Raw genomic sequence first — 13,793 nt, 5'->3', positions numbered from 1 at the left:
GCAGACAAACATGACGCTTAGCCTGCCAAATGAAAAATGTCGATGACAATCAAACCGGCAACACGTCATCCTTATTCATAGCATAAGCAATAGTGAGCATGAGCGATACTTTTGGGTTCGGTTTTACAACTTAAGGTGCAAAGATGGAAAAAACGTGGTTATTAGCAGCAGATCTCGACACCCTCGACGCTCGCTTATTGCAAAAACTGGACGTATTCACTCCACCCAACGCCGTTGAGTGCCTACATGTGGTAGAGCCTCACTTATTAGAATCTGTGCTACATCGCCAACAACACGCATGGCAAGACGCTGAGCCAAAGCTAAAACAGCAACTTGAAAAGTCGGCACTGCCTATTTCGCTGCACCACATTGAGGGCAAAATCGTGCCCAGTATCCATGCTCGCGCAGCCGCCATCAATAGTTTAGGTATTATCTGTCACCACCGTCGCCACAGTGGCCTGCACCCGCGTTTAAGTGGCCACTTAGTGCACCTTATGCAAGACCTACAACATGACTGTTTAGTACTGGGCCATAAAACCGGAGTGTTAAGCCCCAAGTCTATTTTGGTTGCGCTGGACATGACAGAAGTCAGTGAACACGTGTTACAACGCGCCAAACAGTTAGCCAAACGCTTGCACTGCCCGTTGGAAGTTATCACCATCATCGACTTGCTACAACATGCCGAAATCAGTGATGAGCTAATGTTAGAGCAAGAGAAATTACAAGCTCAACTGACCCTTGATGCAGAAGCCAAAATGGCGCAGCTGATCACAGACAGCAAAGCCAATGTCAGCAAGGTGCATTATTTTATCGGCCAACGGGATCAACACTTGTGCCAACAAGTATTAGCGAGCCAACCCGGCCTTGTAGTGATGGGCCAGCACATCCATCGCGAAATTTTAGAGGGCAACAGCCCAGACCATGTATTACATAAAACAGACGCCGACCTGTATTTGGTTGCGCCTCAATAGCACAAGGCGATTACTCTGTTAACTGAAATGGCCAACGAGCCAACTCTTGGCCATTGCAGTGTACAGTGAGCAAGTGCTCACCGGGATAGTATTTACGGGTGCTAATGGCTTTAAACGAATGCTGCTTGCCCACACGCATTTGCTGTCCTTGTTGTAAGTGAACATTTTTCAACTTAAATACCTTAGGGCTCAACTGGCCATTCGCTTTGACAAAATGAATGCAATAGTCAATCACAGCTTTTTGCGAAGGCGCAAGCCCTGTTAGCGCAAATGAAAACGCCAACCCTTGACCCATGGCCACGTGATTATCCGCCTGCCAAGCAGACAACTCAATTTGCGGCTGCTCGCTGTAACCTAATAAGCTGAACGCCGCTGGCATCCCCTGCTTCACCAAACTACGACAAGCATGCCTGATTAGCCAGTCGGTCTGATCTTGCTGCAGCAGTTGCCATTGCTGACACAATTCAATCACACGTTGTGGGTGATCTTTACTAATGTCATTTAAGTTATTAGCGACCGAGCGCCGCACGTACAAACTGGGATCCGCATTAAGCTGGGTCAAAATCGGTATGATAGGCTCAGGATCTTGCACAAACTGTTGCAACCGTAACCCCCAGGGCAAACGAGGTCGACAGCCTTCCGAAGCCAAGCGCCTTACATGCTCGTCTTTGTGCTGAGTCCACTGCAGCATTTGAGCCAGCGTCTGCTGTGGGTATTTCTCAATAAATGGCCGCACCGCAAACTCAGCCGAAAACATACGGGTTAAGGTCGCCAAGGTGTCTAACGCAACTTGAGGGTGCGCTAAGCCATAATCGGCGACATAATCTATTAATGGCCAAGCGGCAAATCCCGCCATTTTATCCTCTGCGTCAGCCACAGGAAACGCTGCAGGAGCTTGCTGTAAAATCGCCGCAGCTTGCAAGAAATCAGCGGGTAAGCAGTGATGAATGGCTGCTATCAAATGTTTGACCCGCTGCTTTAACGACAGCGCTTCTAACCCTGATAAGGCTTGCTGCTTGAAACTAACGGCATCAAAAGGATGCCCGCACTGCTGTAAGAAAGCACCTTCAAGTCTTTCAAAACACTGACTTATTCTATTAACTGCAGTCTCTGATAAATGCTCTTTAAGTGCCGTAGCCATATCCCCTCCTAATGATTCATCTTCAGCATACTCAATAAGTTCCAAGATGCGACCACAATCAACATTGAATTAAATTCATGTTAAACCCAAAAAATATGAGTTTGATTAAACTGAGTAATTAAACAAGAATATAGCCATCTAAACGGCTAAATATTCAAGGAACCAATATGGCTCAGCTAAATAACTTAGGTTACCCACGTGTCGGAGACTTCCGTCAGTTAAAATTCGCACAAGAAAGTTACTGGGCTGGAAAATCTAGCCTCGAAGAACTGCAAGCAGTAGGAAAAAAAATTCGTCATGACAACTGGCAAACTCAGCAAGCCGCTGGGGTGAACTTAGTCCCAGTGGGCGACTTTGCTTGGTACGATCACGTGCTGACGTTATCAGCCACTTTTGGCGTTATTCCAGCGCGCCACCAAAGCAAAGATGGCAGCATCAATCTTGATACCTTGTTTGCGATGGCCCGTGGTACCACAGGGGAGAGCAGTGAGCACAGTTGCTGCGCACCGCAATCTGCGGCATGTGAAATGACTAAATGGTTTGACACCAACTACCACTACTTAGTGCCAGAGTTTAGCGCAGACCAAACATTCCAACTTAGCTTTAGCCAATTAATTGATGAAGCCAAAGAAGCCATTGCCGCAGGTTATCAAGTAAAACCTGTATTGCTTGGCCCAGTAACTTACCTTTGGTTAGGCAAAGCACAAGGGGACTTCGATCGTCTGTCTCTGCTGGATAGCCTGTTACCCGCCTATCAAGCGCTGCTGGCAGAATTTAAGGCCCTAGGCGTAGAATGGGTCCAGCTCGACGAACCCGCGTTAGTACTCGATTTACCAAAAGACTGGCGCGATGCTTACCAAGTGGCGTATCAAGCGTTGAGCAACTCGGGCCTTAACATCTTACTGGCCAGCTATTTTGACAGCCTTGCGGACAACCAAAGCTTAGCATTAAGCCTACCAGTAAATGGCCTGCACATTGATTTAGTCCGAGCGCCGGAGCAGCTCAAACCCGTTTTAGCTAACCTGCCAGAAGGTTGGGTGCTCTCTGCCGGTATTATTAATGGTCGCAATATTTGGAAAACAGACCTGCGCAGTGCGGCCGCAAAACTAACAGGAGCCGCCGCTCAGCTTGGCGAAAACTTGTGGATTGCACCTTCTTGTAGCTTATTGCACAGCCCTGTCGATTTAGATTCTGAGCAAAAGTTAGACCCGACGATAAAATCATGGCTGGCGTTTGCGAAACAAAAGCTCAACGAGTTAGGCCAGTTAAAAGCCATCATTGAATCTCCCTCTGCCAGCGAGAGCCAAGCAGCCTTGTTAGCCAGTGATGAAGTGGTCACTTCACGGGCAAGCTCGGACAAAATTCACCGTGAAGACGTCAAGCAACGCGTCGCCAACTTAACCAGCGAAGCGAGCCAACGCTACAGTGACTTTGCCAATCGTATTAAGCAACAACAGGCTCACTTAAACCTGCCCGCTTACCCAACCACAACAATAGGCTCATTCCCACAAACCCCTGAAATTCGCCAAGCCCGCGCCGCCTTTAAGCAAGGTAAGCTGAGTGAGCCTGAGTATATTGCGGCCATGCAAGAGGAAATACGCGACGTAGTTAAGGCCCAAGAAGCCCTAGATTTGGACGTATTAGTTCATGGTGAGCCAGAGCGTAACGACATGGTTGAATATTTTGGTGAACGCCTAGACGGCTTTACTTTTACCCAGTTTGCTTGGGTACAAAGCTACGGCTCTCGCTGCGTTAAGCCGCCGATTATCTATGGTGACGTTAAGCGCAGCCAAGATTTATCCGTCAGCTGGACCGAGTTTGCTCAGTCCCTCACCAATAAACCAATGAAAGGCATGCTAACAGGCCCTGTGACCATCTTGTGTTGGAGCTTTAATCGTGACGACATTAGCCGCGAAACCTGCGCTAAACAAATTGCGCTGGCCATCCGTGATGAAGTGGTGGCGTTAGAGCAAGCCGGTATTAAGGTGATTCAAATTGATGAGCCTGCGCTGCGTGAAGGGCTACCTCTCAAAGCCTCACAGCAAACCGAATATTTAAATTGGTCAACCGAAGCATTCCGCATCAGTGCCAGCGGCGTCAAAGATGAAACGCAGATCCACACTCACATGTGTTACTGCGAATTCAACGACATTTTACCGTCTATCGCGGCGATGGATGCAGACGTAATTACCATTGAAACATCGCGTTCTAACATGGAGTTGCTCGAAGCGTTTAATACCTTCAGCTACCCAAATGATATAGGCCCTGGCGTGTACGATATTCACTCGCCAAACGTACCTGAAAAGGAATGGATGGTTAACCTGATTAAAGCGGCGGGTAAACGCATTAATCCAGAGCGACTATGGGTGAATCCTGATTGCGGCCTAAAAACACGCAAATGGCCAGAAACCAATGCCGCCCTGAAAAACATGGTCGAAGCCGCTAAGCAGCTGCGCCAAGAACAAGCTTAACCAAAGCTCTCTTAACAAGGCCACTACACAGTGGCCTTTTTTATTGCTAAATCACCCCCCTATTAAGGCGTAAAAAATTGCGTTATTCGCCCTTGCTCAACCAAGTAACAATCCATGCCAGCGGCTTTTGCTGCCGCTACACCGGTGGCGGTATCTTCGAAAACCACGCAGTCTTTTGGCTCAAGGCCTAACTGCTTGGCGGCCAACAGGAAGGTATCAGGCTCGGGTTTATGAGCTGAAACTTGGTCTGCATGCACAATCGTGTCAAACCAAGGCCCTAGTGCTAAGGTGGAGACAATAAAATCTGTGGTACGGCCATCGGCCCCCGTGCCTATCGCCAATTTTTTAGCACCATGATGCACTTTCACCAGCTCAAAAGTGGCGTCAATGATACTGACTTGATGACGAATTTGGTCAAAGTACGTGCGCTTTTGTTGCACTAGCTGCTGCGGGTCGAAATTGGTACCTTGACGAACATTTAACTGCTTAGCTATGCCCAAAGTGGGCGTGCCACCTTTGCTATAAAGCCAATCGTGCTCATAATCAAAACCAAACTGCTGCGCGGTGAGTTGCCACGCTTTTAGGTGCAATGGCATGGAATCCACCAAGGTGCCATCCATATCAAAAATAATGCCTTGGTAGCGCTGTAAATCAATCTTCATAAAAAGCCTATTGAAAAGAAAACGGCCCCGCTACGCTATCATTCACTGTCCTCTTCATACAATACCGTTTGATTGCGGCCGCCATTTTTTGCTTGATACAAGGCTTTATCCGCAGAGTTGATTAAGTCGTCAGGGCGATTATGTTGATAAGCAAAGCTGACGCCTATACTCACGGTGACCGACATCGCACCACCCGAGACGATATATTCGTAACGCCCTATGGTGCTGCGTAAACGCTCAGCACAATTAGTCACAATATCGGCATTGTCGTTGGTGATAAATATCATGAACTCTTCACCGCCAATACGACAAGCAATATCTTGCTGGCGTAAACACGCTTGAATTTGCTTCGCCACTTGAATCAAAACCTGGTCGCCAAAACCGTGGCCATAATTATCATTAATGCTTTTAAAGTGATCGATGTCTAGCGCCAAAACTGCAAAGCCTTGCTGTTGACGATGCTGCCATAAACTCACCAAGGCCAAATCATAATGGCGACGGTTATACAGCTGAGTTAACGGGTCTAAGCTAATTTGCTGGCGTAAGTGGGCACGACCTCTTATTACCTTGATGAGGTAAAAGGCGCCGCCTAATAGAAAAATACTTAAAATAAACATGGCAAAATAGAACCGCTGCTTTTGCCGCAACGCGCTTTCAAGCTCTAACTCTTGCAAGCGATTATTCTTTCTCAGCAGCTCGGCTTCAAACTCACCTCTTTCGACCCGGTAGCGCACCTCTAATTCGGTGCGCACTTTATCGAGTTGGCTGTGCTCATCAGACAAATAGAGTTTGATAAATTTATCTAAACTGTCGTAAGCCGATTTATACAAACCTAAAGCCGCAAAGACTTGGCTTTTGGTTTGATAATATTTTTGCCAACGCCCTTTCTCATCGTCTGGATTAGCTTCAATGATGTCGTAAGCCTGCTCTATATGCTTTAGGGCCACATTCACTTCAGCTTGATGCGCATAAGCCTGCGCTGCAATGTAGTGCATTTCCAAGGCGATATTATCGCCTGAATCTTTTGGCTGCATCATGATCGCTTGATTGATATCAAGCAACGCTTGATGATAGGTTTTTTCTGATAAATGAAACCGGGCTTTAGCCATGTAAGAATAAAATTGCTGGGTCGGGGAAGCGTTTATCTGACTTTGTAACAACATGTTAATCAGCGCTTCTTGAGCCGACTCCATATCGCCTTGTCGAGCGTAGAGAATGGATAGGTTGTGATAAATTTTATGTAATAGAATCTGATGGTTGACTTCTTTCGCCAGCTCTAAAGCCCGCAAATACGACTGCTGCGCCAGCTCAGGTTGTTGCGTTTTCAGGTAATAATTACCGAATGAGTTTTCCAACACGGCAAGCAAGGGCGAGTTCAACGCTTGCGCTTCTTCGTAAGTAGTTTGTAGCAGCTCCAAGGTACCTAATAAGTCTGGGCTAGACATTTTCAAACTGATAAGATCAGACAGCGCGAGGAAATAGTGATATTGCAAACCGCTGCGCTGGGCTAAGGCAACTGCTTGACGCAAAATGCCAAGACTTACCTCAAATTCAGTCACCATTCGAGACTGAACAATTAAAAAGCGAAAATGCCCAAGGTCGGTGGTCAAAGTGCTTTGCTCTACTGAAGAAAACAATTTTTTCGCGGCTACGTGGCGGCCAATATCATCATAAATTTTCGCCAGAAGTAACACTTGGCGTGGATTCGGCCGTGGTTCGCTCTGCTGGACTACCGACTCCAACTCTTGCACTTTTTGTTGCGGGTTTTGCCACCAAAATTGAGTCGGCTCAGCCAGTACTGAGCAGGCAAATAACCAACAGCTAAGTCCCCACAAAAATCTCAACACGGCAGCTCTCTTTTTCAGTGTTAAGACTCACTATACCCAGTGAGCCATGCAAAAGTGAAATAATCTCTCAAAATTTAGGCGATGGATCATACTGATAGATAAAATCATGCTCTGGCAGGATTTACCTTACTTCACCTATTTGTAAGCGTAGTCGCTCTAGGATCAAGTTGTTGTGGTATGTTTAATTCTCTTTTTCATCTACGTGCAAGCTCATGACTCAAAATGCCTTTGACGTAAAACGTCGCTTTATCATTAAGTTGGGAACCGCACTGCATACTTTTGGTACGCCAGCCTATCGCCTTGAAGCACATTTGCGCAAAGTGGCTTCAACCATAGGTTTGCAGGGCTCTTTTATGGTCACGCCTACTATGCTGACATTTGTCTTGTGGCAACCCGGGCCAGAAGAAGACGACGATAACCAGCAAGAAAGCACCCATATTGTGCGTGTAAAACCCGGTGAGATTGACCTTGGTAGCCTAGCTCGAACCAATGAACTGGTGGAGCAAGTGTTGCAGCAGGAAATGAATTTACCGCAAGCATTGGCCCGCTTAAAAGAGATCCAACAAAAGCCAAACCCTTACCATCAAATTTGGGTCGCCCTCGCCTTTGTCAGCAGTGGCGGCGCATTTGCTATGTTGATGTCGAGTAACTGGGACACCACGCTGTGGGCAGGGGTATTAAGTTTAGTCGTCTATTACTTAACCGCTCGCGCCGAGCGTTCGCGTCGAATAAGTGAATCTCTCGAGCCTTTAGTCGCGATCATTACGGCCTTTCTCGCCATGGCGGTGGCCACGTTTGAGCCTAACGTAAACGTCTCCGTGGTAGTACTTTCCGCCATTATTATCTTTATACCTGGACTATCACTCACCATGGCTTTGAGTGAGCTGGCTTCTCGCGAACTGGTCTCTGGCACCGCCAGGATAATGGATGCCAGCATGGTCATGTTTAAGCTCTATTTTGGCGCCGTGCTTGGTATGTCTCTGGGCGCTATGGCATGGGGGCCGGCGTATCCGCCCGAGGTTTTCAATATGCCTATTTGGGGTAAGTGGTGCGCCGTTATGCTGTTATCTTCTGGCTTAGCCGTGGTGTTTAAAGTCCGAAAAAAAGACATTATTTGGGGAGTCATTGCCGGCTTACTCGCTTTCAGCGCCAGTTCGTTAGGTAGCCATTACTTGGGCGAAGCGCTGGGTCCCTTTGTTGGTGCGTTTGCTGTCGGGGTGTACGGTAATTTATACGCCAGCATTCGTAAATCTCCGACTTCGGTGGTGTTACTGCCCGGCATAATATTACTGGTGCCAGGCAGTAAAGCCTACATCAGTTTAAACAGCATGGTGCTTGGAGAAGCCATCGTCAACGTACCTAACTTGGGCTCACAAACCTTTTTAATCTTTATGTCGTTAGTGGCTGGATTGGTCTTTGCCAATGTTGCCATTCCGCCTAAAAGCACCTTATAAGCCTCTATCCGTTATTCCACCCATCTTGCGGCGACGCTTTTCGCCGCAATCCCGCCAGGCTTGCGCTAGATCACAAAGCGGTAACAAAAGCCTAACACCAGCTTCCATACTGGCCTGCGAGTAAATATATAAACCATTGAAATAAAACAACATAATCAAGATTCTCCTGAGGTTATATGTAACCGCCCAATGACACTAAAGGTTTTCCCCAACTATAAGCCTGACTCCCCATTTATATAATCCCAAAGAGATAGGCAATAGCACCAATAACAGCCTGCCGGAACATAAAAAAATTCAATAGCGTCCCAAGTGGAGGACTTATGAAAAATGAGATAACCGCAAATACAGACCTCAGTGCCAATACGTCAGAGAGCACTGAGCTATCTGCCCAGACGTGGAACAAGGTCGATACCACTTGGGTACTCAGCTTGTTTGGTACCGCAGTAGGTGCCGGCATTTTATTCTTACCCATTAATGCCGGTTTAGGAGGGTTTTGGCCGCTCGTGATGATGGCCATCATTGTCGGCCCCATGACTTATCTCGCACACCGGAACCTCTCTCGCTTTGTCCTCTCTTCTAAAAATCCAAATGCTGATATCACTGATGTAGTGGAAGAACACTTTGGCACTGGCGCAGGCAAACTGATTACGCTGCTTTACTTCTTTGCCATTTACCCTATTTTGTTAATTTACGGTGTCAGTATCACCAATACGGTAGAAAGCTTTATGATCCACCAGCTTGGCATGGCCGCGCCAGCACGCTGGTTGCTCTCTATTGTACTGATCATGGGCATGATGTCGGTGATGATTGCAGGTGAGAAGCTGATGCTAAAAGTGACGCAGTTTCTGGTTTACCCTTTGGTTGTCATCCTTGCCGGCATGTCTTTATACCTCATACCAGGCTGGAATTTTTCGGCCATTAGCCAAGCGCCTTCAGCGTTTGATTTCACCACGACCTTGTGGCTCACCATCCCAGTATTGGTATTTGCCTTTAACCACTCACCCGCGGTCAGTAGCTTTGCGATGAAACAACGCGAGCAGTACGGTAAAGACGCGGTCGCAAAATCTGACGCGATACTGAAGCGCACTTCAGCCATGCTGTTAGGTTTCGTTATGTTCTTCGTATTCTCTGTGGTATTAAGCCTTACGCCAGAAATGCTGGCAGATGCGAAAGCACAAAACTTGCCTATCTTGTCTTATTTGGCCAATGTGCACGGCAGCCCACTGATTGAATACTTTGGCCCTATCGTTGCATTTGTTGCCATAGTGTCTTCTTTCTTCGGTCACTACTTAGGCGCTCGAGAAGGCATGAACGGCATCATCATGAAGCAAGCAAAAGCCATGGGTAAAAAAGTGGATGAGAAGCAAGTTAACCTGTTCACTATTGGCTTTATGATTGTCACGCTTTGGATTGTTGCCATCATCAACCCAAGTGTACTGGGCATGATTGAAGACTTGGGCGGCCCAATCATCGCAACCATCTTGTTCTTAATGCCGATGTACGCCATCAAGCGTGTTCCTGCAATGGCTAAGTACCAAGGCACCATTGCCAACGTGTTTATCACTTGTATGGGCTTGGTCGCTATCTCAGCCATCTTGTTCAAACTTATCGCTTAACCCGTCAGCAATCACGATAACGGCTACCGGGCCAGTCAACAGGCTGGCCCTATGATGAAGGAATACATTATGTACAGTGCATTTGATATCTTTAAAATTGGCATCGGCCCTTCAAGCTCACACACGGTGGGCCCAATGAAAGCCGCTAAGCAATTTGTTGACGAATTAGATCAACAAGCACTACTGCTTAAAATAGATGCCATCACGGTAGACGTGCACGGCTCGTTATCTCTTACAGGCAAAGGCCATAACACCGACAGCGCTATATTGCTTGGCTTGGCAGGGTTTAGCCCAGATAACGTTGATATTGATGCGATTCCAGCATTTCTGGCCAAAGTCGCCAACGAAGCGGTATTGCCCATTGCCCTCAATAAACATCAAGTGCGTTTTCCGGCTGCGGCCATGAACTTCATCGACGCGGTCCTGCCACTGCACGAAAACGGCATGAAAATCCACGCTTGGCAAGGTGCTAACTTGGTTTATAGCAAAACGTACTACTCTACTGGTGGCGGCTTTATCGTTGATGAAGAGCACTTCGATCAGGTGCAAACCAGCAAACACACGGTAAATTACCCATTCAGTAGCGCGCAAGAGCTTATTGATCAGTGCGTTATCAACGGCATCAGTATTAGCAAGCTAATGATGGAAAATGAAAAATGCAGTCGTAGCCATGAAGCCATCATGACCGAGTTTGGTCAAATTTGGCAAACCATGAAAGAAGGCATCGATCGAGGCTGTCGTACTGAGGGCTTATTGGCTGGTCCCCTGCGTGTGCCGCGTCGAGCACCGGCTTTGCACCGCCAGTTAGCAACCGCGGGTCAGTTAGCCAGCGATCCTATGATCATCGTGGATTGGGTCAACATGTTTGCCCTCGCGGTAAGTGAGGAAAATGCTGCTGGTGGCCGTGTAGTGACTGCGCCCACTAACGGCGCTGCGGGTATCATTCCTGCGGTATTGGCTTATTACGACAAATTCATTGAACCTGTTGGTGTCGAGCAATATTCGCGTTTCTTCTTAGCGTCTTCTGCCATCGGCATTTTATACAAGCGCAATGCATCCATTTCCGGCGCTGAAGTCGGCTGCCAAGGCGAAATTGGCGTGTCTTGCTCAATGGCTGCGGCCGGTTTGACCGAATTGATGGGCGGCAGTGCCATGCAAGTCGCCGAAGCGGCTGAAATCGCCATGGAACACCACTTAGGACTCACCTGTGACCCTGTAGCTGGCCAAGTGCAAGTGCCTTGCATTGAACGTAACGCTATTTCTGCCATGAAAGCTATCAATGCCTCCCGCATGGCTCTGCGCCGAAACTCTGAACCACGGGTTTCTTTGGACAAGGTAATTGAAACCATGTACGAAACCGGCAAAGACATGAACGCCAAATATCGCGAAACGTCACAAGGTGGATTAGCCATTAAAGTCGCTTATACCTGCACCTAAGCTGTTCTTAATTCTCGCCTTATCATAGCCAAGCTAACGCTTGGCTTTTTTTATACCTTTTAATTACTTTATCAATTTCAAAAGCTGTACTTAACTTAATAAAAACTAAACAGATTTGAAATTTGCATTTGGAGTTTTATCGCTAGGATAAAAATTATTTGTTGTTCATTTTTGCAACCTAGTTGTAGTTTTCGCTTCGACAAATACACCCCATTAATCAGGTAACTTAATAGGCAAAAATATGCGCATTGCAATCCTTTCACGTAACGAAAATTTGTACTCTACTCGCCGCTTAAAAGAAGCGGGCGAAGAACGGGGCCACCAAGTCGATATTATTGATACATTGCATTGCTATATGGACATCACCAGTAACTCTCCTAAGGTGCGTTATAACGGTGAAGATTTGCCACTTTACGACGCAGTGATCCCACGCATTGGCTCATCCATCACCTTCTACGGTACCGCGGTGGTGCGTCAGTTTGAAATGATGGGCACCTTTTGTGTCAATGAATCTGTCGCCATTAGTCGCTCTCGAGACAAGTTACGCTCGTTGCAACTCTTGTCGCGAAAAGGCTTGGGGCTTCCTCGAACTGGCTTTGCGAGCCGCCCTGATAAAATTCAGGATTTAATTCGCAACGTTGGCGGCGCGCCTTTGGTCATTAAATTACTTGAGGGCACGCAAGGCATTGGTGTGGTACTTGCTGAAACCAATAAAGCAGCAGAGAGTGTCATTGAAGCTTTCATGGGCATGAAAGCCAATATCTTGGTGCAAGAATTTATTAAAGAAGCAGGCGGCGCAGATATTCGCTGCTTGGTGGTCGGCAACAAGGTGATTGCGGCGATGAAACGTCAAGCAGGTGAAGGCGAGTTTAGGTCGAACCTGCACCGTGGCGGCACTGCCCAGTTAGTACGCCTTACCAAAGAAGAGCGGGCGACGGCGATCAATGCTGCCAAAGCCATGGGTCTCAACTTTTGTGGCGTCGATATTTTGCAATCGAACCGCGGCCCCGTGGTAATGGAAGTAAACTCATCGCCCGGACTGGAAGGCATTGAAAACGCAACCGGCAAAAACGTCGCGGGATTGTTGTACGAATTTATTGAAAAGAATGCGAAACCCAACGCAAACCGAACCAAAGGGCAAGGCTAAATGGCAAACCTACTTGAGATTGCAGGGATAGAAATAGCGCCAGGAGAAGAGCGTCAGCTAGAAATTCCAGTGGCTAAGTTGTACACAGATACGCAAGTCTCAATTCCCGTGCACGTTTACCGTGCCAAGAAAGCCGGACCCACAGTGTTTGTTAGTGCTGCGGTGCACGGCGACGAGCTCAATGGCATTGAAATCATTCGCCGCCTGATCAAAAGCAAACTAAAGCTGAAATCAGGCACCTTGATTTTAGTGCCCATGGTCAACGTGTATGGCGTGCTTAACCAAAGCCGTTATATGCCCGACAGACGCGACTTGAACCGCTCTTTTCCGGGTTCAAGTAAAGGCTCCTTAGCGGGCCGAGTGGCGCACCGCTTTTTAAAAGAAGTGGTCAGTCACTGTGATTACGGCATCGATTTACACACAGGTGCGATTCACCGTTCTAACTTGCCGCAAATACGCGCCAATTTAAAAGATGAAGAAACCAAAGAGCTGGCAACTGCGTTTGGCGTGCCAGTGCTACTGAACGCAGACATCCGCGACGGTTCATTGCGGGAGTCTGCGGTAAACAAAGGTTGCCGGGTATTATTGTACGAAGCAGGCCAAGCATTGCGTTTTGATGAACTATCCATTCAAACTGGGGTAAAAGGCACGCTTAAAGTATTGGCCGCGCTCAACGTTATCAGTAAACGCCGCGCACGCAATAAAATAGAGCCGTTTATCGCCAACCGCAGCGAATGGCTCAGAGCCAGCGCCAGCGGCTTTGTGCAAGAGTTTGTAAGCCTTGGCCAAATGGTTGAAAAAGGCGATGTTATGGCAGAGATTAATAGCCCCTTAGGAGCCTTGATCGACCAAGTTGTTTCGGCTCGCTCGGGCATTATCATCGGTAAACAAAACATACCGTTAGTGCAAGAAGGCGACGCCATGTATCACGTTGCCTACTTCGGCGATATTGACGATGACAGCTTGGTCGAAAACATAGAGCTAATGCATGATGCAGTGAGTGATATCACGCCGTCGGCAACCTTCACTGAACAACCAAAGTAAGGG

At 47.6% G+C, this 13,793-nt stretch carries 10 protein-coding genes; 7 read left to right on the top strand and 3 right to left on the bottom strand.

Annotated elements, in window-relative coordinates:
- Positions 1 to 143: 143 nt before the first annotated feature.
- Positions 144 to 971, top strand: coding sequence for a universal stress protein (locus D1Z90_RS12385; protein ID WP_119911084.1), 828 nt, complete (start codon positions 144 to 146; stop codon positions 969 to 971).
- Between the two features lie 10 nt (positions 972 to 981).
- Here D1Z90_RS12385 and D1Z90_RS12380 read toward each other — a convergent pair whose 3' ends face one another.
- Positions 982 to 2,112 carry a DNA alkylation repair protein gene (locus tag D1Z90_RS12380; protein ID WP_119911083.1) on the bottom strand — a complete coding sequence of 377 codons (1,131 nt, stop codon included), beginning with the start codon at positions 2,110 to 2,112 and terminating at the stop codon, positions 982 to 984.
- A 167-nt stretch (positions 2,113 to 2,279) separates the two neighbouring features.
- On the opposite strand from D1Z90_RS12380, the gene metE reads away from it, so the two are divergent.
- Complete coding sequence (gene metE / locus D1Z90_RS12375) at positions 2,280 to 4,583, top strand: 5-methyltetrahydropteroyltriglutamate--homocysteine S-methyltransferase (protein ID WP_119911082.1); 2,304 nt, start codon at positions 2,280 to 2,282, stop codon at positions 4,581 to 4,583.
- Positions 4,584 to 4,645: 62 nt separating this feature from the next.
- Here metE and D1Z90_RS12370 read toward each other — a convergent pair whose 3' ends face one another.
- Both D1Z90_RS12370 and D1Z90_RS12365 read right to left on the bottom strand, forming a co-directional pair.
- Positions 4,646 to 5,245 carry a beta-phosphoglucomutase family hydrolase gene (locus D1Z90_RS12370; RefSeq protein WP_119911081.1) on the bottom strand — a complete coding sequence of 200 codons (600 nt, stop codon included), beginning with the start codon at positions 5,243 to 5,245 and terminating at the stop codon, positions 4,646 to 4,648.
- 38 nt (positions 5,246 to 5,283) lie between these two features.
- Positions 5,284 to 7,092 carry a GGDEF domain-containing protein gene (locus tag D1Z90_RS12365; protein ID WP_119911080.1) on the bottom strand — a complete coding sequence of 603 codons (1,809 nt, stop codon included), beginning with the start codon at positions 7,090 to 7,092 and terminating at the stop codon, positions 5,284 to 5,286.
- A gap of 212 nt (positions 7,093 to 7,304) precedes the next feature.
- Here D1Z90_RS12365 and D1Z90_RS12360 point away from each other — a divergent pair, with 212 nt between their 5' ends.
- The 5 genes from D1Z90_RS12360 (at position 7,305) to D1Z90_RS12340 (ending at position 13,790) form a co-directional block, all read left to right on the top strand.
- On the top strand, positions 7,305 to 8,546 hold the full coding sequence (locus D1Z90_RS12360) for a threonine/serine exporter family protein (RefSeq protein WP_119911079.1): 1,242 nt from the start codon (positions 7,305 to 7,307) through the stop codon (positions 8,544 to 8,546).
- 320 nt (positions 8,547 to 8,866) lie between these two features.
- The gene (locus D1Z90_RS12355) at positions 8,867 to 10,162 is read left to right on the top strand and encodes a serine/threonine transporter (protein WP_119911078.1); all 1,296 of its coding nucleotides are present in this window, start codon (positions 8,867 to 8,869) and stop codon (positions 10,160 to 10,162) included.
- A gap of 69 nt (positions 10,163 to 10,231) precedes the next feature.
- On the top strand, positions 10,232 to 11,599 hold the full coding sequence (locus D1Z90_RS12350; protein WP_119911077.1) for an L-serine ammonia-lyase: 1,368 nt from the start codon (positions 10,232 to 10,234) through the stop codon (positions 11,597 to 11,599).
- A 241-nt stretch (positions 11,600 to 11,840) separates the two neighbouring features.
- Positions 11,841 to 12,746 carry a 30S ribosomal protein S6--L-glutamate ligase gene (gene rimK / locus D1Z90_RS12345; protein WP_119911076.1) on the top strand — a complete coding sequence of 302 codons (906 nt, stop codon included), beginning with the start codon at positions 11,841 to 11,843 and terminating at the stop codon, positions 12,744 to 12,746.
- Positions 12,747 to 13,790 (top strand): succinylglutamate desuccinylase/aspartoacylase family protein, encoded by a 1,044-nt coding sequence (locus D1Z90_RS12340; RefSeq protein ID WP_119911075.1) that lies wholly within the window; start codon positions 12,747 to 12,749, stop codon positions 13,788 to 13,790. It abuts the gene before it with no gap.
- Positions 13,791 to 13,793: the final 3 nt, after the last annotated feature.

The sequence above is a fragment of the Motilimonas pumila genome, assembly GCF_003596335.1.
GTDB lineage: Bacteria > Pseudomonadota > Gammaproteobacteria > Enterobacterales > CBDFNC01 > Motilimonas > Motilimonas pumila.
The sequence above is the reverse complement of the archived record's forward strand: the minus strand, read 5'-3'. Positions and strand labels throughout refer to the sequence as shown.

What these genes read in the sequence shown, in the direction of transcription:
- D1Z90_RS12385 (WP_119911084.1), top strand. Translation starts at nt 144, where the DNA reads ATGGAAAAAACGTGGTTATTAGCAGCAGATCTCGACACCCTCGACGCT.
- D1Z90_RS12380 (WP_119911083.1), bottom strand. Translation starts at nt 2,112, where the DNA reads ATGGCTACGGCACTTAAAGAGCATTTATCAGAGACTGCAGTTAATAGA.
- metE (WP_119911082.1), top strand. Translation starts at nt 2,280, where the DNA reads ATGGCTCAGCTAAATAACTTAGGTTACCCACGTGTCGGAGACTTCCGT.
- D1Z90_RS12370 (WP_119911081.1), bottom strand. Translation starts at nt 5,245, where the DNA reads ATGAAGATTGATTTACAGCGCTACCAAGGCATTATTTTTGATATGGAT.
- D1Z90_RS12360 (WP_119911079.1), top strand. Translation starts at nt 7,305, where the DNA reads ATGACTCAAAATGCCTTTGACGTAAAACGTCGCTTTATCATTAAGTTG.
- D1Z90_RS12355 (WP_119911078.1), top strand. Translation starts at nt 8,867, where the DNA reads ATGAAAAATGAGATAACCGCAAATACAGACCTCAGTGCCAATACGTCA.
- D1Z90_RS12350 (WP_119911077.1), top strand. Translation starts at nt 10,232, where the DNA reads ATGTACAGTGCATTTGATATCTTTAAAATTGGCATCGGCCCTTCAAGC.
- rimK (WP_119911076.1), top strand. Translation starts at nt 11,841, where the DNA reads ATGCGCATTGCAATCCTTTCACGTAACGAAAATTTGTACTCTACTCGC.
- D1Z90_RS12340 (WP_119911075.1), top strand. Translation starts at nt 12,747, where the DNA reads ATGGCAAACCTACTTGAGATTGCAGGGATAGAAATAGCGCCAGGAGAA.